The sequence below is a fragment of the Pseudomonas baltica genome, from assembly GCF_014235765.1.
GTDB lineage: Bacteria > Pseudomonadota > Gammaproteobacteria > Pseudomonadales > Pseudomonadaceae > Aquipseudomonas > Aquipseudomonas baltica.
This window is the reverse complement of sequence record NZ_JACMYH010000001.1, coordinates 24,444-48,506: the sequence shown is the minus strand read 5'-3', so window position 1 is coordinate 48,506 and position 24,063 is coordinate 24,444. Positions and strand designations below refer to the sequence as shown.

Annotated in this window: 20 protein-coding genes, 1 tRNA gene and 1 pseudogene; 9 read left to right on the top strand and 13 right to left on the bottom strand. The window is 60.3% G+C overall.

The features are described 5' to 3' along the window. Positions 1-15: 15 nt before the first annotated feature. From H7993_RS00230 to H7993_RS00215, 4 genes are all read right to left on the bottom strand, one after another. Positions 16-2,247 carry a xanthine dehydrogenase family protein molybdopterin-binding subunit gene (locus H7993_RS00230; protein WP_185793025.1) on the bottom strand — a complete coding sequence of 744 codons (2,232 nt, stop codon included), beginning with the start codon at positions 2,245-2,247 and terminating at the stop codon, positions 16-18. Continuing rightward, positions 2,244-3,239, bottom strand: coding sequence for an FAD binding domain-containing protein (locus H7993_RS00225; protein WP_122477326.1), 996 nt, complete (start codon positions 3,237-3,239; stop codon positions 2,244-2,246). Before H7993_RS00225 ends, H7993_RS00230 begins: the two co-directional genes overlap by 4 nt. Beyond that, positions 3,239-3,814 carry a (2Fe-2S)-binding protein gene (locus H7993_RS00220; protein ID WP_240998780.1) on the bottom strand — a complete coding sequence of 192 codons (576 nt, stop codon included), beginning with the start codon at positions 3,812-3,814 and terminating at the stop codon, positions 3,239-3,241. Before H7993_RS00220 ends, H7993_RS00225 begins: the two co-directional genes overlap by 1 nt. Before the next feature lie 467 nt (positions 3,815-4,281). After that, positions 4,282-5,139 carry an AraC family transcriptional regulator gene (locus H7993_RS00215; protein WP_425311950.1) on the bottom strand — a complete coding sequence of 286 codons (858 nt, stop codon included), beginning with the start codon at positions 5,137-5,139 and terminating at the stop codon, positions 4,282-4,284. A 227-nt stretch (positions 5,140-5,366) separates the two neighbouring features. Between H7993_RS00215 and H7993_RS00210 the strand changes: the two genes are divergently transcribed. Then, positions 5,367-6,599: an MFS transporter gene (locus H7993_RS00210; protein ID WP_244646792.1), complete on the top strand. Its 1,233-nt coding sequence runs from the start codon at positions 5,367-5,369 to the stop codon at positions 6,597-6,599. A 37-nt stretch (positions 6,600-6,636) separates the two neighbouring features. Here the strand turns inward: H7993_RS00210 and H7993_RS00205 are convergent, their stop codons facing one another. Then, entirely contained in the window at positions 6,637-7,530 is an 894-nt protein-coding gene (locus H7993_RS00205) for a LysR family transcriptional regulator (protein ID WP_185793024.1), read from the bottom strand. Between the two features lie 99 nt (positions 7,531-7,629). Between H7993_RS00205 and H7993_RS00200 the strand changes: the two genes are divergently transcribed. The 3 genes and pseudogenes from H7993_RS00200 to H7993_RS00190 form a co-directional block, all read left to right on the top strand. Beyond that, a complete protein-coding gene (locus tag H7993_RS00200; protein WP_185793023.1) occupies positions 7,630-8,799 on the top strand; it encodes a mandelate racemase/muconate lactonizing enzyme family protein in 1,170 nt (389 codons plus the stop codon). 101 nt (positions 8,800-8,900) lie between these two features. Next, positions 8,901-10,208, top strand: coding sequence for a C4-dicarboxylate transporter DctA (gene dctA, locus H7993_RS00195; protein ID WP_122477318.1), 1,308 nt, complete (start codon positions 8,901-8,903; stop codon positions 10,206-10,208). 229 nt (positions 10,209-10,437) lie between these two features. Further along, positions 10,438-10,707, top strand: a pseudogene (locus H7993_RS00190) (NAD(P)-binding domain-containing protein); the annotation flags it as partial. Positions 10,708-10,930: 223 nt separating this feature from the next. Here H7993_RS00190 and H7993_RS00185 read toward each other — a convergent pair. Then, positions 10,931-11,863: a LysR family transcriptional regulator gene (locus H7993_RS00185; RefSeq protein WP_185793022.1), complete on the bottom strand. Its 933-nt coding sequence runs from the start codon at positions 11,861-11,863 to the stop codon at positions 10,931-10,933. Between the two features lie 121 nt (positions 11,864-11,984). On the opposite strand from H7993_RS00185, the gene H7993_RS00180 reads away from it, so the two are divergent. Continuing rightward, positions 11,985-12,911: an alpha/beta hydrolase gene (locus H7993_RS00180; RefSeq protein ID WP_185793021.1), complete on the top strand. Its 927-nt coding sequence runs from the start codon at positions 11,985-11,987 to the stop codon at positions 12,909-12,911. A 209-nt stretch (positions 12,912-13,120) separates the two neighbouring features. Here H7993_RS00180 and H7993_RS00175 read toward each other — a convergent pair. Beyond that, a tRNA-Arg gene (locus tag H7993_RS00175) sits at positions 13,121-13,197 on the bottom strand. A 299-nt stretch (positions 13,198-13,496) separates the two neighbouring features. Here H7993_RS00175 and H7993_RS00170 point away from each other — a divergent pair. From H7993_RS00170 to H7993_RS00160, 3 genes are all read left to right on the top strand, one after another. Further along, complete coding sequence (locus tag H7993_RS00170; RefSeq protein WP_185793020.1) at positions 13,497-13,724, top strand: hypothetical protein; 228 nt, start codon at positions 13,497-13,499, stop codon at positions 13,722-13,724. 10 nt (positions 13,725-13,734) lie between these two features. After that, positions 13,735-13,920 carry a PA3371 family protein gene (locus H7993_RS00165; protein ID WP_185793019.1) on the top strand — a complete coding sequence of 62 codons (186 nt, stop codon included), beginning with the start codon at positions 13,735-13,737 and terminating at the stop codon, positions 13,918-13,920. A 382-nt stretch (positions 13,921-14,302) separates the two neighbouring features. Further along, a complete protein-coding gene (locus H7993_RS00160) occupies positions 14,303-14,629 on the top strand; it encodes an Arc family DNA-binding protein (RefSeq protein WP_043190613.1) in 327 nt (108 codons plus the stop codon). A 58-nt stretch (positions 14,630-14,687) separates the two neighbouring features. On the opposite strand, the gene brnQ is transcribed toward H7993_RS00160, so the two are convergent. Beyond that, positions 14,688-16,001: a branched-chain amino acid transport system II carrier protein gene (gene brnQ, locus H7993_RS00155; RefSeq protein ID WP_185793018.1), complete on the bottom strand. Its 1,314-nt coding sequence runs from the start codon at positions 15,999-16,001 to the stop codon at positions 14,688-14,690. A gap of 273 nt (positions 16,002-16,274) precedes the next feature. Further along, entirely contained in the window at positions 16,275-17,927 is a 1,653-nt protein-coding gene (mqo, locus tag H7993_RS00150; RefSeq protein ID WP_185793017.1) for a malate dehydrogenase (quinone), read from the bottom strand. 471 nt (positions 17,928-18,398) lie between these two features. Here mqo and H7993_RS00145 point away from each other — a divergent pair, with 471 nt between their 5' ends. Continuing rightward, entirely contained in the window at positions 18,399-18,962 is a 564-nt protein-coding gene (locus H7993_RS00145; protein ID WP_185793016.1) for a GNAT family N-acetyltransferase, read from the top strand. 80 nt (positions 18,963-19,042) lie between these two features. Here H7993_RS00145 and sucD read toward each other — a convergent pair whose 3' ends face one another. The 4 genes from sucD to odhB form a co-directional block, all read right to left on the bottom strand. Continuing rightward, on the bottom strand, positions 19,043-19,924 hold the full coding sequence (gene sucD / locus H7993_RS00140; RefSeq protein WP_122477308.1) for a succinate--CoA ligase subunit alpha: 882 nt from the start codon (positions 19,922-19,924) through the stop codon (positions 19,043-19,045). Continuing rightward, entirely contained in the window at positions 19,924-21,090 is a 1,167-nt protein-coding gene (sucC, locus tag H7993_RS00135) for an ADP-forming succinate--CoA ligase subunit beta (protein ID WP_122477306.1), read from the bottom strand. Before sucC ends, sucD begins: the two co-directional genes overlap by 1 nt. A 178-nt stretch (positions 21,091-21,268) precedes the next feature. After that, on the bottom strand, positions 21,269-22,702 hold the full coding sequence (gene lpdA / locus H7993_RS00130; protein WP_122715781.1) for a dihydrolipoyl dehydrogenase: 1,434 nt from the start codon (positions 22,700-22,702) through the stop codon (positions 21,269-21,271). 100 nt (positions 22,703-22,802) lie between these two features. Continuing rightward, positions 22,803-24,035, bottom strand: coding sequence for a 2-oxoglutarate dehydrogenase complex dihydrolipoyllysine-residue succinyltransferase (odhB, locus tag H7993_RS00125; RefSeq protein ID WP_122477302.1), 1,233 nt, complete (start codon positions 24,033-24,035; stop codon positions 22,803-22,805). Between the last annotated feature and the right edge of the window lie 28 nt (positions 24,036-24,063).

Genomic DNA, 24,063 nt, shown 5'->3' with positions numbered 1-24,063 from the left:
CGCGGCAACGAGCAATCAAACGCTGACGGTCGGCACCTGATCCATCAGTTTTTCCAGGCTGATCGGCAGGTCACGCACACGCTTGCCGGTGGCATGGTAAACCGCGTTGGCCACCGCAGCCGCCAAACCGGTCACACCGATTTCACCCACACCACGCGCACCGTACTCGTTGAGGTTGTAGTCGGGGTAATCCAGCAGGATCACATCGATGTCCGGCTGATCGGCGTGCACCGGCACCACATACTCCGCGTAGTTGTTGTTCACCGGCATGCCATTGCGCTCGTCGTAGTCGGTCGACTCGAACAGCGCCATGCCGATGGCCATGACAATGGCACCTTCGACCTGATTGCGTGCGGTCTTGGCATTGATGATCTTGCCCACATCAATGGCGCTGACCACGCGCGACACGCGCAGGCGGGAGATACCCGGATCCCAGCGCACCTCGACGAAATGCGCGCCGAACGAGCTGAATGCATGCTTCTTGGTATCGGCCATACCGGTATGGGCCTCGCCTTCGGCGCTGGCGATCTTCAGCTTCTTGAGTACTTCGGCGAACTCCAGGCTGGTCGAACCGTCCTGCAGGCGCCCGTTGCTGACCGTGATCGCTTCTGGCTTGGCATTGGCCAGCCCGCCCTCTTGCGAGGCTGCGAAGCTCTTGAGCTGGGTGAGCGCGGCGCGCGTGGCCTCTGCCACGGCCGGCAAGGCACTGGCGGTCATCCACGAGCCGCCGGAAACAGGCGCGGGCGGATAGGACGAGTTGCCCAGCTCTACCGTGATCCGCTCCAGCGGCAGACCGGTGATGTCACTGACGCACTGGGCAAGCACCGTGTAGGTGCCGGTCCCAATGTCCTGGGCACCGCAGTACACCACGGCGCGACCGTCGGAGGTCAACGAGACCCTCGCTTCGCACGGCGTGCGGAAGGCATCCCAGTTGCACTGCGCCATGCCGTAGCCGACGATCTCGTGGCCATCGCGCATGCTGCCGATACCCGGCGTGCGCTTGGCCCAGCCGAAACGCTCGGCGCCCTGGGCCAGTGCTTCGCGCAGATGGTTACCGGACCACGGCAGTTTCTCCTGCTCGTTCTGCTCGGCCCAGTTCAACTGGCGAAAGGCGAGCGGGTCCATCTTGCAGCGTTCGGCCAGTTCGTCGATGGCCGACTCCAGCGCAAACAGGCCAGGGGCTGCGCCTGGAGCACGCATCGAGGTCGGTGCGCCGCGGTTGACCTGCACCGTGCCATGGGTCACTTCGACGTTCGCACACGAGTACAGGCTGGCACTCATGCCCCCGCAGTTCTCGACATACTGGTCGCCGATCCCGGTGGTGTTGAGCGATTCATGACGCAGGGAAACCAGCTTGCCCTTGCCATCGGCCGCCAGGCGCATGCGCTGGCGGGTCTCCGGGCGATGCCCTACCGTGGTGAACATCTGCGCTCGCGGCAGCACCAGTTGCACCGGTCGGCCGACGATCTTGGCAGCCGCACAGGCAGCTACCGAGTGCGGCCAGATCCACAGCTTGCCGCCGAAGCCCGAACCAATGAACGGCGCACGCACTTCCACGCGCTCGGTGGGCAGGCCGAAGATCTGCGCCAGGGTGTTGCGGTGAACCACGACCGACTGGGTGGATTCATACACCACCAGTCGACCGTTGTCCCACAGCGCAACGGTGGCGTGCATTTCCATGGGGTTGTGGGTTTCCACAGGCGTCGTATAAGTGGCGTCTACCGTCTGCGCACCGCCATCGAAGGCGCTGGCTGGATCGCCACGCTTGTGGCCCTGCCCGCCGTCGGCGGCTGCGCGCCGCTTCAGCCCCTGCTCCAGATTGGCGGCAGCCGCGCTTTCGCTGTAGCTGACCTTGACCTTGTAGGCCGCTTCGCGCGCATGCTCAAACGTGTCGGCAACCACCAGCGCCACGAACTGCCCGGCATAACGCACGACGTTGTCCTCGAACGGCAGCCTTTTCTCATCGGTACGCGAGCCTGTCAGCACCCCTGCCAAGGAGAAAGGCACGGGCGAGGTGTGGAACGCCTGGGGAAAGTTGCCGTGGTGCAGAATTTCCAGCACGCCGGGCGAGCGGCGCGCCGCCTCGATGTCCAAAGACTTGATCGAGCCACTGGCCACCGTGCTGTAGACGCCGTAGGCGAAGACCATGCCCTTGGGCTGATGGTCGGCCGCATACTGCGCGCTGCCGGTGACCTTCAGGCGACCGTCGATGCGGCGTGGGGATGCCCCCATGATTGACTCGCTCATGCCATGGCTCCTGTGCTCAGGGTGGAGAGGTTGCGCACGATGGCCTGCTGCCCAAGGGGAATCTTGTAGGCGTTGTGTGCATACGGCTTGGACCCTTGCAGCGCGATAGCTGCGGCCTTGGCGAAGTTTTCCGGGGTAGCGGCCGCACCGCGCAGTGCGCGCTCGGCTTCCAGCGCACGCCACGGCTTGGTGCCGACGCCGCCCAGGGCAATGCGGGCCTCGCGAATGACCTGCCCGTCCATGACCAGAATCACCGCGCTGGAAGCCAGCGCAAACTGGTAGGACGCGCGATCACGCAGCTTCAGGTACGCGGACTTGCCGTTGGCCAATGGCGCATTCAGCGTTACATGGGTGATCAATTCGTCAGGCTGCAGCGCATGCTCTTTCCAAGGCGTGGCGCCCGGCAGCAAGTGGAAATCCTGGAAGTCGATCTCGCGTTTGCCGTTGGGGCCTTGCACCTGCACGGTCGCACCAATCGCCGCCATGGCCACGCACATGTCCGAAGGATGGGTGGCAATGCACTGGTCGCTGGTGCCCAGTACCGCGTGCACGCTGCGGTTGTGCCCGCCGATGGCAGCACAGCCCGAGCCGGGCACGCGCTTGTTGCAGGCGGAAACGCCGTCGCGGAAATAGTTGCAGCGCACCCGCTGCATGACATTGCCGCCGGTGGTCGCCTTGTTGCGCAGTTGCGTGGTCGCCCCGGACAGCAGCGCCTGGGACAGCACCGCGTAGTCACTTTTGATGCGCGGATGATTGGCCAGACGAGTGTTGCTGACCATGGCGCCGATACGGGTCCGGCCATCGCTCAAGGTTTCGACCTGATCCAGCGCCAAGGTATGCACGTCGATGACCCGATCAGGCTGCATGATGTCGATCTTGACCAGATCCAGCAGGGTCGTACCGCCGGCAAGAAACGCCGTGGCTTCATTGCGGGCATGGGTCGCAACGGCCTGTTCGGGGCTGGTTGCGCGGGTGTATTCCAAGGCTCTCATCAGCTGGCTCCCTGTACTTTGCCACGGGCATCCTGCACGGCGGCAAGGATGTTCTTGTACGCGCCACATCGGCAGATGTTGCCACTCATGGCCTCGCGCACGCTGGCGTCGTCGGCGCCGATGTCCGGGTCCTTGATGATGGCCGCAGCGGTCATCATCTGGCCCGAGGTGCAATAGCCGCACTGGAACGCGTCGTGAGCCCAGAATGCTTCCTGAATCGGGTGCAACTGACCATTGCGCTCCAGGCCTTCGATGGTGGTGATGTCATCGCCCTGATGCATGGCCGCCAGGGACAGACAGCTGTTCACCGGCTGACCATTGATGTGCAGCGTGCAGGCCCCGCACTGACCGTGGTCGCAACCCTTCTTGGTGCCGGTGAGCATCAGGCGGTCGCGCAACACGTCCAGCAGCACGGCATTGCCGGGCACATTGAGCGTGTGCGGCTGGCCGTTGACCTTGAGCGTGATCCGCTGCTCGCCCTTGGCCAAGGGCTTGTCGCTGTCGTCGACAGGCGCCAGCTGGGCGGCCTGGGCCCACACCGGGGCGGTGGCAGCGGCCATGCCGGAGATGCCCATGGTGCGCAGGAAATTGCGCCGCGAGGGTGTGGTCAGTTCCTTGAACAGCTCACCGGAACCCTCTGGTTCGGAGGAAATCTTTTCGGTCGGATCGGTCATGTTGCGGTCCTCATCTATTTTTTTATGTCTCGAATCACGGTCTTGCTGCGTCTAGTGCAGACACCTGGATGACGCCATTGGTTGAGGTCGTACGTCAGGTGACAAGACACTATGGTTTCAAAGCGTGTCGCGGATCACGCCATTGACGACCCGCACGATGCCCGACATGGCAACGAGGGCAGCTTTTGCCGGGGTCTTGCAGAGCGGGTTCAAACCTGTGGGGGCGCTCATGCGCTGAGGGAAACGTCACTCCGTTCGCCGATCCGGCGACTCAGTATGCGGTCGACCACGGAGCGCCACTTGCCCAATCGAGTGGCGTTCTTGCCTATTCCAGTGGAAGCGACGAGGTATGCGCGAGCGCAGCCAGGCTAGCCGTTTCCGCGCAAGGCCGCGATGTCGCGCTTGGGTGGCGCGCCGAACAGACGACTGTACTCGCGACTGAACTGCGACGGACTTTCATATCCAACCTTGAACGCTGCGCTGGACACGTCCTGATGTTCATTGAGCATCAACCGCTTTGCCTCGTTGAGCCGCAGCCACTTTTGATACTGCAGCGGGCTCATCCTGGTAAGTTGGCGGAAATGATGATGAAAGGTCGGGGTACTCATCTGCACCCTGGCTGCCAGTTCGTCGACGCGCAGCGCTGAGGTGTAATTCAACTTCAGCCAGTCGATCGCTCTGCCTATGCGATAACCCTGCCCGTCCACCGAGGTGATCTGCCGCAGCCGACCCGCCTGGTCGCCTTGCAGCAGGCGATAGTGGATTTCGCGCTGGATCAGTGGCGCCAGCACAGGAATGGACTGCGGCTCATCGAACAGCGCCAGCAGCCGTTCGAACGAGGCCAGCAACGGCAGCGTTACCGAACCGATACCTACGCCCTGGACCGCGGCCCGATCGCGAATGGGCGGCAGATCACCCTGCGCTATCAGTTCGGCCAGCATGCGCATATCCAGCTTGAACGTCAGCCCCAGGCATGGCTGCTCGTGGCTGGCCACCAGCACTTCGGAGTTGGCAGGCAGATCCAGCGACGTGATCAGAAACTTCGAGGTGCTGTACCGATAACCTTCGCCCCCCACCCACAGCTGCTTTTCGCCCTGAGCAACCAGAATGATGCTGGGCTCGACCATGCAGGTCATGGGCGGTGCCGGGCAGTCGCGTCGAAAAAAACCAAGACCTGCGATGTCCGTTCGGTAATCACCGGGCGCCTTGGTGTGCGAAGCGATCATCCGCGTCAGCGTTTCCTGCGTCGATGAGCCTGGACCAGTCGTGTCGAATTCGTTCGTCATATTCACCTTGCTCCCGTGTCACGAACTCTAACTCGCCTCTGCTCGTTCGTCCCCCCATCCAGTGCAGACTCATAGGATCAGGCAAGTAATCCAGTGCAATGCGCTACAGAGAGGCTCACCGGACCGAGACAATGGCCATCGATAAATCTCTGGAGAAGACCTCTCGAATGAACCGATCTTCGACCTCCGCCACCCACACCGGTGAATCATGGGGCGCCGTGTTCGCCATGTCGCTGGCCGCCTTCGTGCTGGTGGCGTCGGAATTCATGCCCATCAGCCTGCTCACACCCATCGCGGCGGACCTGCACATCACCGAGGGCCAGGCCGGCCAGGGCATCTCCGTATCAGGGCTGTTCGCGCTTTTCACCAGCCTGCTGATCGCATCGGTGGCTGCTCGGGTCGAGCGCAAACCGCTGCTCGTTGCACTTACCCTGCTGATGATCGTTTCCGCAGCCGTCGTTGCCTTTGCGCCCAACTATTGGGTATTCATGAGCGCACGTGCCCTGATCGGCGTCGCCATCGGCGGGTTCTGGTCATTGTCGGCAGCGACCGCCATGCGCCTGGTGCCTGAAGGCCAGGTCACCCGGGCGATGGCTATCGTCAACGGCGGCAATGCTCTGGCAACGGTCGTGGCAGCGCCCCTGGGCAGTTTTCTCGGCGCGCTGATCGGCTGGCGCGGTGCCTTTCTGGCCCTTCTTCCCGTGGCCGTGATTGCGTGTGCATGGTTGTTGGTGAGCCTTCCAACCCTGAAAGCGCGCAGCGAGTCGGGCACCGGCAACGTTCTCACGCTGATGAAACGCACCCCGGTCGCCCTGGGCATGGTCGCGGTAAGCGTATTTTTCATGGGTCAGTTCATGCTCTTCACCTATCTGCGTCCGTTTCTGGAAACGGTCACACAGGTCAGTGTTTCCATGCTTTCGTTGATGCTGCTGGTGCTAGGCCTGGCCGGGCTTGCCGGCACGTTCCTGATCGAAGCCTTCCTGAAAAATGGCCTGCATCGAACGCTGATCGTTATCCCGATCCTGATGGCCGCCATCGCCATGGCACTGTTGTCATTCGGCAGCTCGAAGGCCATCACTACAGTACTGCTGGGGCTTTGGGGAGCGGTTGCGACTGCCGCACCGGTGGGATGGTGGACGTGGCTGGCAAGAACCCTTCCGAACGATGCGGAGGCAGGCGGTGGCTTGATGGTGGCGATCATCCAATTGGCCATCGCGTCCGGGGCCATCGTCGGCGGGCTGGTATTCGACGCAAGCGGCTACCGGGCGACCTTTGAAACGAGCGCAGGGTTGCTCGGCTTGGCAGCGGTACTTGCCTTTCTGGCGGGACGCGCGGCAACCCGGGCAGCTGCAGGCGGCACGTCGGGCACAGCGCGGCCCTGCGCACCGGCTGCCAGGTAGGCGAAACGCCGACTCGGCGTATCGCACAACCGATGCGTCAGGTGACAGATGGCGGATCCATACCCGCTCTCGCCCAGAACGCTTCGGCGGACTGACCCAGGTTTGCTTTCGGCCGGGTCAGGTGCACCTCCAGCGGTATGTCCCAACTCTCATCGAGCGCCCTCACCAAGCGCCCCTCGTGAAGCTCCTGCTCGGTCAGGCTCTTGGGCAACCAGGCCACGCCTTTGCTTTCAAGGGCCATGGACATGAGCACCGCCGCCAGGTGGCTGCTGAACAGCGGCTGCAAGTGCAGATAATCCTCTTTGCCGCGCAACCTGTGGGCGACGATCCGCCCCAGCCCCGACTCATGGGTATAGGCCAGGTAAGGCAGCGCAGCGGGCGAGGTATCGAAGTGTGAGGAGGCACTGGCGAGCGGTACCAGAACGTCCTCTGCGACCTTCTTGCTGATGAACTGATCGGGCGCCAGCAGCGGCGGAACATCGGGATGACGATGGCACAGCAGAAACTGGACCTGGCCGTGTATCAGCATCTGCTCGCAGACAGCCATGCTGTCGGAGTGAAGCTGGACCGCTTCGATAGGCGCACCGGCTTCCGAGCTGCGCAGCCACCTGGGGAAAAACGTGAACGACAACGAGTGAGTCGCGGCGAACTTCAGTGAGCGTGCCGACACGCCGGCCACTTCCTGCGCCTCGTTGCGCAGCCGATACAGGTGGCGCGCCGCCTCCTGTGCACCGGGCAGAATCTGCCTCCCCGCCTCTGTCAGGGTCGCGCCATGGGGCGTGCGGATGAACAATTCCACGCCCATCCAGTTTTCAAGCGAGCGGACCCTGCGGCTGAAGGCCGGCTGGGTAATGTGGCGAGCTTCGGCGGCGCGCACGAAGCTGCCGTATTCGGCAAGCGCCGAAAGGTCTTCGAGCCAGACGAGTTCCAAGGGCCATGCCTTCTGTGCATAGGGTTGGGCATTAATAGCATTGGGCGGGTGACTTCGCAAAGCCTAACGTGGGGCCACAACCCATAAGAGGAACCCTCCATGCGCATCGTCGACATTCGTGAGAAGACCGTTTCTATCGCCTCCCCCATTGCCAACGCCTACATCGACTTTTCCAAAATGACCTGCTCGGTCGTGGCGGTGATCACCGACGTGATCCGCGATGGCAAACCGGTCATCGGCTACGGCTTCAACTCCAACGGTCGCTACGGCCAGGGTGCGCTGATGCGCGACCGCTTCCTTGCCCGTATCACCGAAGCCGACCCCGATACACTTGTCGATCATGAAAACGACAACCTCGACCCGTTCGCCATCTGGAAAGCCCTGATGACTAACGAAAAGCCTGGAGGCCACGGCGAGCGCTCGGTGGCGGTCGGTACCATCGACATGGCGGTGTGGGATGCGGTCGCCAAGATCGAAGGCAAGCCGCTGTATCGCCTGCTGGCCGACCGCTATCGCAACGGCGTGGCGGACGACAAGGTCTGGGTCTATGCCGCCGGTGGCTACTACTACCCCGGCAAGGACCAGACCAAGCTCAAGGCCGAAATGCAGAGCTATCTGGACCGTGGCTACGACGTGGTCAAGATGAAGATCGGTGCGGTGCCGCTGGATGAAGACATCCGGCGTATCGAAGCAGTGCTCGAAGTGGTCGGTGATGGCCGGCGCCTGGCGGTCGATGCCAATGGTCGCTTCGACCTGCAGACCGGTATCGCCTACGCGGAAGCCATCAAGAAGTACAACCTCTTCTGGTACGAGGAAGTCGGCGATCCGCTGGACTATGCCCTGCAGGCCGAGCTCGCCAATCACTACGAATTGCCCATGGCCACCGGCGAAAACCTGTTCTCCCACCAGGACGCTCGCAACCTGCTGCGCCACGGTGGCATGCGCCCCGACCGTGATTTTCTGCAGTTCGACTGCGCACTGTCCTACGGCTTGGTCGAGTACATGCGCACTCTAAAAGTAATGGAAGACATGGGCTGGTCGTCGCGCCGCGTGGTCCCCCACGGCGGTCATCAAATGTCGTTGAACATCGCCGCGGGCCTACACCTGGGTGGCAACGAATCCTACCCGGATGTGTTCCAGCCGTTCGGTGGCTTCGCTGACGGTATCCAGGTCGAAAACGGCTATGTCGGCCTGCCGGACATTCCCGGTGTCGGTTTCGAATCCAAGTCGGCCCTCTACGCCGTCATGCGCGAGCTCGGCGAAGGCTGATCGCTTCCCTCTGCGGCCTGTGCCAAACAGGCCGCAAACGCTGGCGTCAGGCACTGAAGTCACGCCACACGCCCATCACAACAATAAAATGAGGTGCTCTCGTGGAAATCTCCAGAACCCGCTGGTATGGCCAGCTGTACGTGCAAGTGTTGATAGGTATCGTCATCGGTGCCGCCATCGGTTACTTCGCACCCAACATCGGCGCCAAGCTGCAGCCGTTTGCCGATGGCTTCATCAAACTGATCAAAATGCTGCTGGCACCGATCATCTTCGGCACGGTGGTGGTCGGTATCGCCAAGATGGGCAGCATCAAGGAAGTCGGGCGCATTGGTGTGAAAGCCCTGATCTACTTCGAGATTCTGTCGACGATTGCGCTGGTCGTCGGGTTGATCGTGGTCAACATCGTCAAGCCCGGTGTCGGCATGAACATCAATGTCAGCGCCCTGGATGCCAGCGCCATCAATAAATACAGCCAGGCCGCCAGCGAGCAAGGCGGCACCGTCGAATTCTTTCTCAACATCATCCCGCACACGTTCATCGGCGCCTTTTCCAACGGCGTGATGCTTCAGGTGATACTGCTCTCGGTGTTGATGGGCATTGCCCTGGTTCAGCTGGGCGAAACCAGCAAGCCTCTGATCAATACCATCGATCTGTTCCTGCAAGGCCTGTTCAAGATCGTCGCCATGGTCATGCGCCTGGCCCCGCTCGGCGCCGGTGCCGGCATGGCGTTCACCATCGGCAAGTACGGGATTGGCACGTTGCTCTCACTCGGGCAATTGCTGGTGGCGCTCTACATCACCACGTTGATATTCATCGTCGTGATACTGGGCACGGTCGCCAGGTGGTCAGGCATGCCGTTGATGCAGTTCCTGCGCTACTTCAAGGATGAAATCCTCATCACCCTGGGCACCTGTTCGACCGAGGCCGTGTTGCCCCGCATGATGGTCAAGCTGGAAAAACTGGGCTGCAAGAAATCGGTCGTGGGGATGGTTCTGCCGACCGGATATACCTTCAATGCGGACGGTACCTGCATCTACCTGACCATGGCCGCGATTTTCATTGCCCAGGCAACCAATACGCCACTGACGTTCGCGGACCAGATGATTCTGCTGGCGGTATTCCTGCTGACGTCCAAAGGCTCGGCAGGCGTGGCAGGGGCCGGGTTCGTGACGCTGGCCGCAACGCTCACCACTATCCATTCCATTCCTCTGGTTGGCCTGGTCCTGCTGCTGGGCATCGACCGGTTCCTCAACGAGGCCCGGGCTGTCACCAACCTGATCGGCAATGGCATCGGCACCATCGCGATCGCCAAGTGGGACAACTCGTTCGATGTCGAGGTGTGTCAGCGTGAGCTAGCCGCCATGAAAGACGAAAAGGCTGCCAGGAAAACGCTGCTGGCGCAGAAATGACCCATTGCCGAGCCGGCGTTGGCGCGGGTTTCAAAGCACCGGTTGACAGCAATCACCTGCCGTTTACGAGCGACGTGTGGTCGTCGATCTGACTCGACAGACGAAACCTGGAAGCGGCCGTCCGAGCCTTCACTCGCCAGATCAAGTCAGCCTGCCACCTCGATGAGTGCGGCATGGACGCGCTTCATCACATGCTCGACACCCTTGGCCATGGAGCAAATGACTGAGGATTTTAACCCCCCCTCAACACAATCAGGAGAGTAACAAATTGAACATCGGAATAATCGGCGCCGGCAATATTTGCGCGACCTTGGCGCGCAAACTTGCAGCGGTGGGTCATACCGTCAAACTGGCCAATTCCAAACGCGCCGACAACATCCAGGCGCTCACCCATGAGATAGGCGTACACGCAGTGACCAAGGAACAAGCGGTCTTGGAAGTGGACGTGGTCATTCTTCCGATTCCTTTCGCCAACTACCCTGATCTTAAGCAAACATTGGGCGGCGCGACCTGAGGCGACAGAGTCGCCGGGGGCTCAAGTAAAGCTACCCATGAACCCCTGCCGCAGCTCCTTACCGAGGGGGATAGGCCCCTGCATCGATCCCGACCCTGCCCGAGTCCGATATCGCTGAAGGGCAGCGGCAAACCTAGGCGCCGCCGGGTACCTCTCGCAGAGCCTCCAACCCCTGAAAAGCAGGCCGAACCACGGAAGGGCTGTGTACTCAAGGTCGGGCAGCGCCAGCGCGTTGTTCCCAAGGTGGGCAGGGTGACCAAGCCTCTACAAGCTCATCGATGAAGAGTCGAATCTTTGGAGAGAGGTGTCGCTTGCTGGGGTAAATAACCCGAATGGGCTCTGCGGCCTCTGCATATACGGCGAGCAATTGAACGAGCTTGCCGTTTCTCAAATCCTCATTTATCACGTAAGACGGCAGCGTAGCGATGCCCAGCCCCGCGACAACAGACCGGTGCAACGACTCAGCGCTGTCCATTTGCAGCCTTCCACTACAAGTGAACGATACACAGCGCCCATTCACTCGAAAATTCCAGGGAAGCAATCTTCCACCACTCACGAAATGCAGGCACTGGTGCTCGGATAAATCCTCAGGCGTTTCAGGCTCTGCATGGTCAGCCAGATACTGGGGTGAGGCGCAGGTGATCATTTGTTGGTAGGCCACCGTGCGCGTCAGTAAACCAGAGTCTTCCTTGGGCGGACCGATGCGCATGGCCAAATCAAACCCCTCATCGATCAGATCGACCAGCCTGTCGGAAAAGCTGATGTCGACGCTCAGCGCAGGCCATTCTTCGAGACAGCGCTCAACGTGCTCAAGGATATGAAGCCTGCCTAGCGCGACAGGCAAGCTCATCCGCAGCCGTCCACTGGGTGTCGAACGGCGAAACGCAAGGGCATCCTCTACCTCGTCCAGGTCCTGCAAAACACCCACACAACGCTCATAAAGAACCTGGCCGTCATCCGTCATGCTCAAACTGCGCGTGGTGCGATTGAGTAGACGTACCTGCAGACGCGCCTCGAGCCTGACTATCGATTTGCCTACCGCTGAACGAGTGAGGCCAAGTTGCTTGGCCGCCGCAGTGAAGCTTCCAGCGTTGACCGAGCCTACAAAAGCGGCGATATCGTTTAGGTTGTGGAGTTCCATATGGCCTCTCTGTCCTCACCGCCAGGGCGGGCTGGCGCCTTTAATGGGGAACCCTATTCCCCAATACCAAGCATAGTATCTCGATTAGCTTATCCACACCCAAAGATCAATTGAGGTCATTATGAATATAGAAGTCCAAGCAGCCGTCCAAACATGGGCCAACAGCCTTAGCGATCTGGTACCCGTTCTCAAGGGAATCGATACGACCACAAAGCTAAGCGACATCCGCGACGCCTACGCAAAAATGCTCGGACATAATCCAGCGCCCGATGGCGTCAGGTTCGAGGCAGTCGACATGGGTGGAGTGCCTGGCATCCTGGTGACTCCGCAGGAGATCAAAACCGACGCGGTAGTGATGTACATTCACGGCGGGGCTTACATCGTTGGCCGTCCAGACGGTTACCACGGGATCGGCGGCAATTACGCGAAAATGCTGGGCGCTCGTGTATACATGCCGGACTACCGCCTTGCCCCTGAGCATACATTTCCAGCGCCCATCGACGACACATTGCGCGCCTACGAGTGGTTGCTCGAGCAGAACATTCCGGCCAGCAAGATTGCCTTTTCCGGCGAGTCAGCGGGCGGCGCGATGGTTGTCAGCGTAATGGTGGCGGCAAAATCCAAAGGCTTGCCATTGCCTGCCGTTGGCTCCTCGATTTCGCCGTGGGCAAACCTTGAACATACCGGCGCGGCCATGAGTAATCGTGAAGGACTGGATCCGCTGAACTCCAAGCCCGTGCTGGATATTCTCGCCAGAGCGTTTCTGGGCGACACGCTGGCCAATCATCCTCTGGCCTCTCCGGTCTTCGCGGACGTCACAGGCCTTCCGCCGATTCTGGTGCAGATAGGCGAAAACGAGTTGATGTTGACTGACGCCATGCGTCTTGCAACTCACCTTGCCGATAACCGTGTTCGCGTCAACCTGGAAGTATGGCCTGCGATGTTTCACGCCTGGCACTTTTACGCCGCGATCTTGCCAGAGGGTCAGCAGGCCATGGAGAGTTCGGTGCGTTTCATCGAGAAAGGGCTGGCGGATGCCCACGGCTGAAACCCAGAACACTCACTGCAGAAGGATCATTGGATAAGTTGATGCGGGCTCACGCGATTGCATCGGACGGGCGGGCCTCATCAGAACATCGTCTAACGGACTGCTCAGTACGTGAAGTCTGGGCTCCCTGTCGCTGAGGCGGGAACACTCGCCTCCTCGCAGTGCATGTTCAAGGAACTTGCGCAGCTAAATCAGTTGACGCGCAAGAATGGTGTCCCAGGCGGGGTTCGAACCTGCAACCTTCCCCTTAGGAGGGGGATGCTCTATCCAATTGAGCTACTGAGACACACGGCGTCGTGCCAGGCGGCACGACGAACGGCGTGCATGTTACCCAGCCACGCGCGGTTTGTCATGCAACGTGGACAGCTTTATCCGTGGCAAATGCCGATCAAGGATGAACGCGACAGTCATGCATTTTGCAATGCCTGCAGAGACCCAGGTATGCAGAATGCAATATCAATGTGCCTGCCTTCCTTGGTATGCCTCTGAATTACCTAGAAATTTCGCTAAATAAAAAGTTGGCACGCGCCCTGCTATGTTCCTGGCTGAACACTGATTTGCCACCACCAGCCATGGAGCGTCCCAATGAACAGCGTCCTCGTCATGCTCAATGTTATGGCATTGGTCACCTTCATTGGCTTTCAGTTCCACACTCAAGCCGACGACCCTGCACTTGTCCACATCGACGCTGCTCGACTAATCCCTGCGCCCGTTGCCCGCGTCGCGGCTTCGGGCCCTGAACGACCTGTCATGGCTGCACAGGGTGTCAACGAGACCGCGACGACGCAACGGTCTGAACGCTACATATTTTAAGGAGTTGTCGATGTCGAGATACGCCTTGGCGTTCATGTTTGTGGCTGCCGTGTGCTGGATCGGCGCACTTACCCTCGAGCAGAACGCCGTCGCTTTGGGGACAATGCTGCAAGTGCTGGGCAGCATCAGCGCTGTGGCATTTTTGCTGGCAATGGTCAAAGGCCGCAGGATCAAATTCGATCCATACCTGCATTGATTTCAAACCAATTGCCGCTTAGCGAAAATCAATACTAGCAAATGGCCCAAATGTCACTATGCTAGCCCAAGGGTAGCTCGCACGTGCTGTGCGCGGTGTGCACAAGACGGGTCAGAGCACCTCTCGAACGAATCTTCGACTTTTTTCGAACGGCGTGATCGCAAATTTCCACCGGCCTTGTAAAATACCTGCCGCTGGGGACTGGCCAAGTGCCACGATTCGGATCATTATTTGTCACAGATTTGGCGTCAAGGTTATGTCGCAACTAAGGCATCATAGCGCGGCATCGGCAGGCTGGAACAATTTGCCGATCGGCGTGTCCTAACCGACATCCTGCGGCCTACTTCGAGAACCGCTCCCCCTGAACTTATCGGTCAACACTATGCGCCCACTCAAACAGGCTGTTTACTCCAGCCGCACGGCTGACAAATTTGTAGTACGTCTTCCCGACGGGATGCGTGAGCAGATCGCTGAGGTGGCTCGTAACCATCACCGAAGCATGAACTCCGAGATCATCGCACGCCTGGAACAGAGCCTGATCCAGGAAGGTGCCTTGGGCGAAGAGTTGAGCATGAAGATGGATAGTCCGGAGCTGTCTCTGCACGAGCGCGAGCTTTTGCAGCGTTTCCGCCAGTTGTCTCACCGACAGCAAAACGCACTGGTGTCCTTGATCGCCCATGACGTCGAGGCCGCAGCCGAAGCGTCATGAACACCGCTGCAAAAAAAAGCCAGCTCTAGAGCTGGCTTTTTTGTGGGTGGAGCACAGCTCAAGCCGCTGCTTGAACCCTTGCGCCCATCAGGCGATCGATCAACACCGCCACCAGCAGGGTTGCCACCGAAGGCACCAGCCAGGCCAGGCCTTGCTCGCTCAGGGGAAGATCGAGCAGGGATGTTGGCAGCCACTGCGAGAACCCTGCCCCCTTGATCGCATCGATCAGGCCGAACAGCAACGAGACGAACATCACCGGCCCGAGAATGCGCGACTGCGAATGCCACAGCCCTGCGCAGAAGCTCAACGCCACCAGCACGATGCAGGGAGGGTAGATGGCTGTCAGCACTGGAATCGAAAACGCGATCAGCTTGGTCAGGCCCAGATTCGAGACCAGCAGCGAGAACAGTGCGAGCAACAGCACCAGCGTCTTATAGGACAGCGGCAGCACTCGGCTGAAGTACTCGGCACAGGCGCAGGTCAAACCCACTGCAGTCACCAGGCAGGCCAGTGAGATCAGTACGGCCAGGAAACCACTGCCAAGGGCCCCGAAGGTGTGCTGCACGTAGGCATGCAACACCGCTGCGCCATTGGTGGCGCCTGCAGCCACGGCGTGGCTGCCCGACCCGAGGCGGAACAGACTGATATACACCAGCGCTAGCCCTACCCCGGCAATCAGACCCGCAATGATCGCATAGCGCGTGATCAGCTGGGGTGACTCGACACCTCTGGAGCGGATGGCATTGACGATGACGATGCCGAACACCAAAGCGCCCAGCGTATCCATGGTCAGGTAGCCGTTGATGAAGCCCAGGGAAAACGGTGCTGCAACGTACTCGGGTACCGCGTCACCGCTGGGGCCTACCGGCAGGGCGAACGCGGCAATACCCAGCACCGCCAAAGCGATGATTTTCAGCGGCGCCAGAAAGCGTCCGACGGTATCGAGCAGGCGCCCCGGATAAAGCGAAACGAAAAACACCAGCAGGAAGTACACCGCGCTGTAGAGGAACAGTGCCAGGGGTGTCTCACCGGTCAGCGGCGCCAGACCCACGGCGAACGATACCGTGGCCGTGCGCGGCGTGGCGAACAGCGGCCCTACGGCCAGATAGCACACCGCTGCAAGCAACCCGCCCGCCACTTTGCCGATCGGGCTGCTCAACGCGTCCATCGAGCCGCCGACCCTGGCCAGCGCGACCACGGTTATCACCGGCAGACCCACTGCGGTCACCAGGAAGCCCAGCGCGGCCATCCAGACGTTCGGGCCAGCCTGCAGACCGACGAAGGGCGGGAAGATGATGTTGCCTGCGCCTACGAACAAGGCGAATGTCATGAATCCAAGCGCCAGAATATCCTGGCCTTTAAGCACTTTCATTGGAAGGAAACCACGTCAATAGATTGGAATTGAGAGAGGTTTTCCCCATGGATGAGGGAAACACGGTCGACCGGATGAGGCCAGACCTGGTGCACGGACCTTAGCCTTGTGGGCAAGCCGGGCAAAACGGCGCGTAGAGTAGCGAAAATGCGCGCTCATCGCACTGTTGCAGTGCGAAGTGTCCGCTGAGCGCACCTGTGTGTCGCATCGGTGCAAGACTCAGCGGAAACGGTACAGCTAATCCTTCCGCCCCCAAAACCGAGGGCTTGGGGATTACAGGGCCATGTCGGCCGCTGGATTGCTTTCAGCCTTCGGTGCAGCTTGACCTTCGATCGGGTTGGCAGCAGCGGCGGCCTGGTCGATCACCGGCGGTGCAACAGCCAGTTGCAGGATCTTGGCGGTGTAGTTCCACTCTTTCTGCACAGCCTCTGGCGAGTTGTTCAGTGCAGTCCCGTAGCTCGGCACGATCTGACGCAGCTTGGCTTGCCATTCAGGCGTGGCAACTTTGTCCTTGAACGCTTTTTCCAGCACGTTGATCATGATCGGTGCTGCAGTCGATGCGCCCGGCGAAGCGCCCAGCAAACCGGCAATGCTGTTGTCCTTGGACACCACGATTTCGGTACCCAGTTTCAGCACGCCGCCCTTCTCTTCGTCGCGCTTGATGATCTGCACGCGCTGGCCGGCCTGCCACAGACGCCAGTCTTCTTTCTTGGCGTTGGGGAAGTACTGCTTCAGTGCCTGGTAGCGATCGTTGTCGGACAGCATGACCTGACCTGCCAGGTATTCGATCAGTGGGTACTGTTCGATACCGACCTTGGTCATCGGCCATACGTTATGCAGGTTGGTGCTGGTCAGCAGGTCCAGGTACGAACCGTTCTTCAGGAACTTGGTCGAGAAGGTCGCGAATGGGCCAAACAAGACCACGCGCTTGCCGTCCAGCACGCGGGTGTCCAGGTGTGGAACGGACATGGGCGGCGCGCCAGTCGACGCGATACCGTAGGCCTTGGCCATATGCTGCATGGCCACGGTCGGGTTCTCGGTCACCAGGAACGAGCCACCTACCGGGAAACCGCCGTATTCCTTGGCCTCGGGAATGCCCGAATCCTGCAGCAGATGCAGCGCGGCACCACCAGCACCGATGAACACGAACTTGGCGTCGGTTTCGGTCTTGGTACCGTCTTTCAGGTTCTTGTAGGTCACGCGCCACGAACCGTCGGCGTTGCGCTTGATGTCTTGCACTTCGCTGGACAGCTTCAGATCGAAGCCGTTCTGACCCTTCAGGTGGCCGACGTACTGGCGAGTGATCTCGCCGAAGTTCATGTCGGTACCCAGCGGACTCCAGGTGACGGCCAGTTTCTGATTGGGGTCGCGGCCCTCCATCATCAACGGCACCCACTTCTTGATCTGCTCGTGATCCTGGGAGAACTGCATGCCGGCGAACAGCGGGCTGGCCTTCAGCGCCTCGTAGCGCTTCTTGAGGAACTCGATGTTGTTGTCGCCCCACACGAAGCTCATGTGCGGCGTGGAGTTGATGAACGTGCGTGGGTTCTTCAGAACACCGGCAGTGACCTGGTGCGCCCAGAACTGACGGGAAATCTGGAAGGCTTCGTTGATCTCGATCGCCTTGGCGATCTGGACCTTGCCGTCCTTGTCTTCCGGGGTGTAGTTCAGCTCGGCCAGGGCAGAGTGACCGGTACCGGCGTTGTTCCAGCCATTGGAGCTTTCTTCGGCAACGGCGTCCAGGCGCTCGACCATTTCCATCGACCAGCTTGGCTCGAGCTCGTTGAGCAGCACGCCCAGCGTGGCGCTCATGACACCACCGCCGATCAGCAGGACGTCGACTTTCTTCGCTTCGGCCGCTTGTGCCGACACCATCCCGATGGACAGAGCCAGACCCAGCAGCGCTGTGTTCGCTTTCTTCAACATACAGAAATTCCTAGGATTGAACGCCATTGGCTCGATCCGACCACGCTGACGTTTCAAGCTGCCCAGAGCGGGCCGCGAAACGAGTCGTCGGCAAACCGTGTAAATGGCATAGAAGGCCAAATTCGTTGCATCGGCCTCACATTCATGTCCTTAGCGTGCTGACTTTCTTGTTGAATATTGTCTTCAGCGACTTCAGTGACATCGACCTTGGCATGCCTTGCAGCACAAGGTCACTGCTGGCAGCCGGCCAGAATCCACAACCTGAACTTTCGTTCATGGGCTGCGACATTATGGCGGGTCGACATATTACATGAGAGTGGCTACCCGCAACCAGATCAATGTGGTTGATTGCCTCAATCGATATAAATGGTCATATCAATTAAGGAAAGCCCCTACATCGTTTAATGATACTTCTTACATGCGGGACTTGGTGAGTCCAGTAAAGTCCTCCGCTTTCATGAGTGTCATACGATGACCGACTGTACGGACCCATTCATACCTACGCTCAGTACCCGCAGGCTGCTGCTGCTCCCGCTCACCCTGGCCGACGCGCCGCGCTACCAGCAGCTGATCGCAGACTGGGACATGGTTCGCTACATCACTGCCAACATGCCGTGGCCCTACCCCGCCGGCGAGGGGCTGCGCTACATCCGGGAGGATGCGTTGCCTGCCATGGCCGACGCCGAAGAATGGCATTGGACACTCCGGCTGCATGACGCGCCCGAAACCATTATTGGCGTGATCAGCCTGATGGACGAATGCGACGACAACCGCAGTTTCTGGATTGCCAAGCCCTGGCAAAACCAGGGGCTGGTTGGCGAAGCATGCGAGGTGGTGACCCGTTTCTGGTTCCAGACCTTGGACAGACCCGTCTTGAGAGTCGCCAAGGCAGTGGCAAACGAGGCGTCCCGGCGGATCTCCATGCGCGAGGGCATGCAGGTGGTTCTTCGGCGAGACCAGGACTTCGTGTGCGGCCGCATGCAGGAAGAGGTCTGGGAATTAACGCGCGAGCAGTGGCTGGCACGGCAAACCTAGGCCTGCGGCAAAAACACAAAAGCCACCCGAAGGTGGCTTTTGTGACTACGCAAACAACCCAGCAAACAGGTAAGCGAAGCTTACTTGACTGCCCAGCCCGTCAGCTCGGCCAAGGCCTTGCCGATGTCGGCCAGCGAACGCACGGTTTTCACACCGGCGTCCTGCAGTGCAGCGAACTTCTCGTCTGCAGTACCCTTGCCGCCGGAGATGATTGCACCGGCATGGCCCATGCGCTTGCCCGGAGGAGCAGTCACACCAGCGATGTACGAAACGACCGGCTTGGTCACGTGAGCCTTGATGTAGGCTGCGGCCTCTTCTTCGGCAGAACCACCGATCTCGCCGATCATGACGATCGCTTCGGTCTGTGGGTCTTCCTGGAACAACTTCAGGATGTCGATGAAGTTCGAACCTGGAATCGGGTCACCGCCGATGCCGACGCAGGTCGACTGGCCGAAACCGGCGTCAGTGGTCTGCTTCACGGCTTCGTAGGTCAAGGTGCCGGAACGCGACACGATGCCAACCTTGCCTGGCAAATGGATGTGGCCTGGCATGATGCCGATCTTGCACTCGCCCGGAGTGATGACGCCTGGGCAGTTAGGGCCGATCAGGACGACACCCAGCTCGTCGCACTTGACCTTGGCTTCCAGCATGTCGATGGTCGGGATGCCTTCGGTGATGCAGACGATCAGCTTGATGCCGCCGAACGCTGCTTCAAGGATGGAATCCTTGCAGAACGGAGCGGGTACGTAGATGACCGAAGCGGTGGCGCCGGTTTTCTCGACAGCTTCCTGAACGGTGTTGAATACCGGCAGGTTCAGGTGAGTGGTACCACCCTTGCCTGGGGTCACGCCGCCGACCATCTTGGTGCCGTAGGCGATGGCCTGTTCGGAGTGGAAAGTACCCTGCGAGCCGGTGAAGCCCTGGCAGATGACCTTGGTGTCTTTATTGATCAGGACGCTCATTACTTGCCCTCCGCAGCTTTGACAACTTGTTGAGCAGCGTCGGTCAGGCTGGTGGCTGCGATGATGTTCAGACCGCTTTCCGCCAGTACTTTAGCGCCCAGTTCAGCGTTGTTGCCTTCAAGGCGCACAACTACCGGGATTTTCACGCCGACTTCCTTCACCGCGCCAATGATGCCTTCGGCAATCATGTCGCAACGAACGATGCCGCCGAAGATGTTGACCAGTACGGCCGCGACATTGGTGTCGGACAGGATGATCTTGAACGCTTCGGTTACGCGTTCCTTGGTGGCACCACCGCCTACGTCGAGGAAGTTGGCTGGCTTGCCGCCATGCAGGTTGACGATGTCCATGGTACCCATGGCCAGGCCAGCACCGTTGACCATGCAGCCAATGTTGCCTTCCAGGGCCACGTAGTTCAGTTCGAACTTGGCGGCGTGCGCCTCACGCGGGTCATCCTGCGATGGGTCGTGGAAACCCTTCAGCTTCGGCTGACGGTACATGGCGTTGGCGTCGATATTGATCTTGGCATCGAGGCAATGCAGATCGCCATCGGCCTTGATGACCAACGGGTTGACTTCCAGCAGGGCCAGATCGTGGTCCTGGAACAGCTTGGCCAGGCCAACGAAGATCTTGGCGAACTGAGCGACCTGCTTGCCTTCCAGACCCAGCTGGAATGCCAGCTCACGGCCCTGGAACGGCTGTGCGCCGACCAGCGGATCGATGGTGGACTTGAGGATCTTCTCGGGAGTGTCGTGAGCGATCTTCTCGATGTCCACGCCACCTTCGGTGGAAGCCATGAACACGATGCGACGGCTGGAACGGTCCACTACGGCACCCAGATACAGCTCTTTGGCGATATCGGTGCAGGACTCGACCAGGATCTTGGTGACGGGCTGACCGTTGGCGTCAGTCTGGTAGGTCACCAGACGCTTGCCCAGCCACTGCTGGGCGAAAGCCTTGGCGTCTTCCTTGCTGCGAACCAGTTTCACACCACCAGCCTTGCCGCGACCACCAGCGTGGACCTGGGCCTTGACGACCCACTCGCTGCCGCCGATCTTGTCGCAGGCTTCTGCGGCGTCTTCGGGGGTGTCTACCGCGTAACCTTTGGATACTGGCAGGCCGTATTCAGCGAACAGCTGCTTACCCTGATACTCGTGAAGATTCATGCTTATTACCGTCTTCGTTAGGTACTGCGCTTTTCGGCGCTGCGCTTCATGATTGAAGTGCCGCGCCACCTGTGACTGCTACTCGCCGGTTGACCGGCGAGGTGAGTCCGGCGGACATTCCGCGGCAGGCCCTGCGAACAGGGCATGCGACGGGCAGGCCACCGTGGTTTCTTATTGTTTAACGCTTCTTGCGGTTGGCGATGTGGATGGCGCCGCCATTCACTGCCAGGGCCGCTTCGTGCAGGGCTTCCGACAGGGTCGGATGCGAGAAGACCATCATGCCCAGGTCTTCGGCACTGGTACCGAATTCCATGGCGATGGCGCCCTGCTGAACCAATTCTGCCGCGCTCGGGCCAATCACATGCACACCCAGTACGCGGTCGGTCTTGGCATCGGCGATGACCTTGACGAAACCGCCGGTGTCGTTGGCCGCCATGGCACGACCACTGGCCGCGAACGGGAAGCTGCCGACGTTGACTTCAACGCCTTCGGCCTTCAGCGTCTGTTCGGTCTTGCCGACCCATGCGATTTCCGGGTGGGTGTAGATGACCGACGGGATCAGGTCGTAGTTCATCACGGCCTTGTGGCCCTTGATGCGCTCGACGACCATGATGCCTTCCTCGGACGCCTTGTGCGCCAGCATCAGGCCACGCACCACGTCGCCGATGGCATAGACGCCAGGCACGCTGGTGGTGCAGTAGTCATCGACATAGATGAAGCCGCGCTCATCGATGTCCACGCCGCTGTCCGAAGCCAGCAGGTCGGTGGTGACCGGGCGACGGCCCACGGCAACGATCAGCTTGTCGAAGGTGATCGTCTGTTCGCCGTTGGCATCGGTGTACTTGACCAGGACTTCTTCGCCCTGCACTTCGGAGCCAGTCACCCGAGCGCCGAGCTTGATGTCCAGGCCTTGCTTGGTGAAGGTCTTCAGGGCTTCCTTGGACACCGCGGTGTCGGCAGCCATGAGGAACGTGTCCAGTGCTTCGAGTACGGTGACTTCCGAACCCAGGCGCGACCATACCGAACCCAGCTCGAGGCCGATCACACCGGCGCCGATGACGCCAAGACGCTTGGGCACCTGCTGGAATTCCAGCGCGCCGGTGGAGTCGACGATGGTCTTCTGGTCGACAGGGGCCGGCGGGATGTCGATAGGACGCGAGCCGGACGCCAGGATGACGTTGTCGGCCTCCACGATTTCAACACCGTTGGGGCCGGTGACTTCGACTTTCTTGCCGGCCAGCAATTTGCCGTGGCCTTGCAGCACGGTTACGCCGTTGGACTTGAACAGGCCGGCGACGCCGCCGGTCAGGTTCTTGACGATGTTGGACTTGCGACCAATCATCGCCGGTACGTCAATGGTCACGCCAGCGTGGTTGATGCCGTGGATGGCAAAGCCATCCTGTGCTTCGTGGAATTTCCACGAGCTGTCCAGCAGTGCCTTGGAGGGAATGCAACCCACGTTCAGGCAGGTACCGCCGAGGGCCAGCTTGCCCTCGCCGTCTTGATACTTCTCGATACAGGCAGTCTTGAGGCCCAGTTGTGCGGCCTTGATGGCAGCGACGTAGCCACCGGGGCCTGCGCCAATCACTACCACGTCGAATTTCTGAGTCATAAAACGATTCCTATTAGCGGCATGCTTGAAGCCCAGATGCCGAGTTCCGGATCAAGCTGCGTGGGCTCGATGGCGGATCCCGGGACCTGTGGCTGCCTTATCAGATATCCAGCAACAGACGCGCTGGATCTTCCAGCAGGTTCTTGATGGTCACCAGGAACGTCACGGCTTCCTTGCCATCGATCAGGCGATGGTCATACGACAGCGCCAGGTACATCATCGGGCGGATGACCACCTGGCCGTTGATCGCCATCGGGCGCTGCAGAATGTTGTGCATGCCCAGGATAGCCGCCTGCGGCGGGTTGACGATCGGGGTCGACATCATCGAACCGAAGGTACCACCGTTGGTGATGGTAAAGGTACCCCCGGTCATTTCGTCCATCGACAGCTTTCCGTCGCGCGCCTTCTTGCCGAAGGTGGCGATGCCGCCTTCGATCTCGGCCAGGCTCATGGCCTCGGCATTGCGCAGGACGGGAACCACCAGACCGCGATCACTGGAAACCGCCACACCAACGTCGGCATAGCCGTGATAGACGATGTCCGAGCCGTCGATCGAGGCGTTGACGGCCGGGAAGCGCTTCAGCGCCTCGGTAGCTGCCTTGACGAAGAACGACATGAAGCCCAGGCGCACGCCATTGTGCGACTTCTCGAAGAGGTCCTTGTACTTGGAGCGCAAGGCCATGACTTCGGTCATGTCGACTTCGTTGAACGTGGTCAGCATGGCCATGTTCGACTGGGCTTCCACCAGACGCTCGGCAACCTTGGCGCGCAGACGGGTCATCGGCACACGCTTTTCGGTACGGTCGCCGACGCTCTGCACGATGGCAGCGGCAGCGGCTGGCACGGCTGGCTTGGCGGCCGGTGCAGACTTCTTGGCTTCGATGGCGGCGACCAGGTCTTCCTTGGTGACGCGACCGTCTTTGCCGGTGCCCTTGACGCTGTTCAGGTTGATGCCGTTTTCTTCGGCCAGCTTGCGTGCAGCCGGGCCGCCAATGGCGTCATCGTCGCCAGCGGCAGGCGCCGAAGCCGCCTGTGGTGCGGCAGCCTGAGGCGCAGCAGCGGCCTGAGGTGCGGCAGCAGGTGCAGCAGCGACGCCGCCCGCCTCGATGGAGCCCAGGACTTCGTCCGACAGAACGGTGTCGCCTTCGTTCTTGACGATCGCGCCCAGCACGCCGTCGGCGGTGGCCAGCACTTCCAGGACGACCTTGTCGGTCTCGATGTCCACGATCAGGTCATCGCGCTTGACCGCGTCGCCCGGCTGCTTGTGCCAGGTGGCAACGGTGCCGTCGGCGACCGATTCCGGGAAGGTAGGGGCTTTGATCTCGATAGCCATTATCAGTATTTCCTTAAATTCGGTTTCA

What these genes read in the sequence shown, in the direction of transcription:
- H7993_RS00230 (WP_185793025.1), bottom strand. Translation starts at nt 2,247, where the DNA reads ATGAGCGAGTCAATCATGGGGGCATCCCCACGCCGCATCGACGGTCGC.
- H7993_RS00225 (WP_122477326.1), bottom strand. Translation starts at nt 3,239, where the DNA reads ATGAGAGCCTTGGAATACACCCGCGCAACCAGCCCCGAACAGGCCGTT.
- H7993_RS00220 (WP_240998780.1), bottom strand. Translation starts at nt 3,814, where the DNA reads ATGGGCATCTCCGGCATGGCCGCTGCCACCGCCCCGGTGTGGGCCCAG.
- H7993_RS00215 (WP_425311950.1), bottom strand. Translation starts at nt 5,139, where the DNA reads ATGATCGCTTCGCACACCAAGGCGCCCGGTGATTACCGAACGGACATC.
- H7993_RS00210 (WP_244646792.1), top strand. Translation starts at nt 5,367, where the DNA reads ATGAACCGATCTTCGACCTCCGCCACCCACACCGGTGAATCATGGGGC.
- H7993_RS00200 (WP_185793023.1), top strand. Translation starts at nt 7,630, where the DNA reads ATGCGCATCGTCGACATTCGTGAGAAGACCGTTTCTATCGCCTCCCCC.
- H7993_RS00185 (WP_185793022.1), bottom strand. Translation starts at nt 11,863, where the DNA reads ATGGAACTCCACAACCTAAACGATATCGCCGCTTTTGTAGGCTCGGTC.
- H7993_RS00180 (WP_185793021.1), top strand. Translation starts at nt 11,985, where the DNA reads ATGAATATAGAAGTCCAAGCAGCCGTCCAAACATGGGCCAACAGCCTT.
- H7993_RS00170 (WP_185793020.1), top strand. Translation starts at nt 13,497, where the DNA reads ATGAACAGCGTCCTCGTCATGCTCAATGTTATGGCATTGGTCACCTTC.
- H7993_RS00165 (WP_185793019.1), top strand. Translation starts at nt 13,735, where the DNA reads ATGTCGAGATACGCCTTGGCGTTCATGTTTGTGGCTGCCGTGTGCTGG.
- H7993_RS00160 (WP_043190613.1), top strand. Translation starts at nt 14,303, where the DNA reads ATGCGCCCACTCAAACAGGCTGTTTACTCCAGCCGCACGGCTGACAAA.
- brnQ (WP_185793018.1), bottom strand. Translation starts at nt 16,001, where the DNA reads ATGAAAGTGCTTAAAGGCCAGGATATTCTGGCGCTTGGATTCATGACA.
- mqo (WP_185793017.1), bottom strand. Translation starts at nt 17,927, where the DNA reads ATGTTGAAGAAAGCGAACACAGCGCTGCTGGGTCTGGCTCTGTCCATC.
- H7993_RS00145 (WP_185793016.1), top strand. Translation starts at nt 18,399, where the DNA reads ATGACCGACTGTACGGACCCATTCATACCTACGCTCAGTACCCGCAGG.
- sucD (WP_122477308.1), bottom strand. Translation starts at nt 19,924, where the DNA reads ATGAGCGTCCTGATCAATAAAGACACCAAGGTCATCTGCCAGGGCTTC.
- sucC (WP_122477306.1), bottom strand. Translation starts at nt 21,090, where the DNA reads ATGAATCTTCACGAGTATCAGGGTAAGCAGCTGTTCGCTGAATACGGC.
- lpdA (WP_122715781.1), bottom strand. Translation starts at nt 22,702, where the DNA reads ATGACTCAGAAATTCGACGTGGTAGTGATTGGCGCAGGCCCCGGTGGC.
- odhB (WP_122477302.1), bottom strand. Translation starts at nt 24,035, where the DNA reads ATGGCTATCGAGATCAAAGCCCCTACCTTCCCGGAATCGGTCGCCGAC.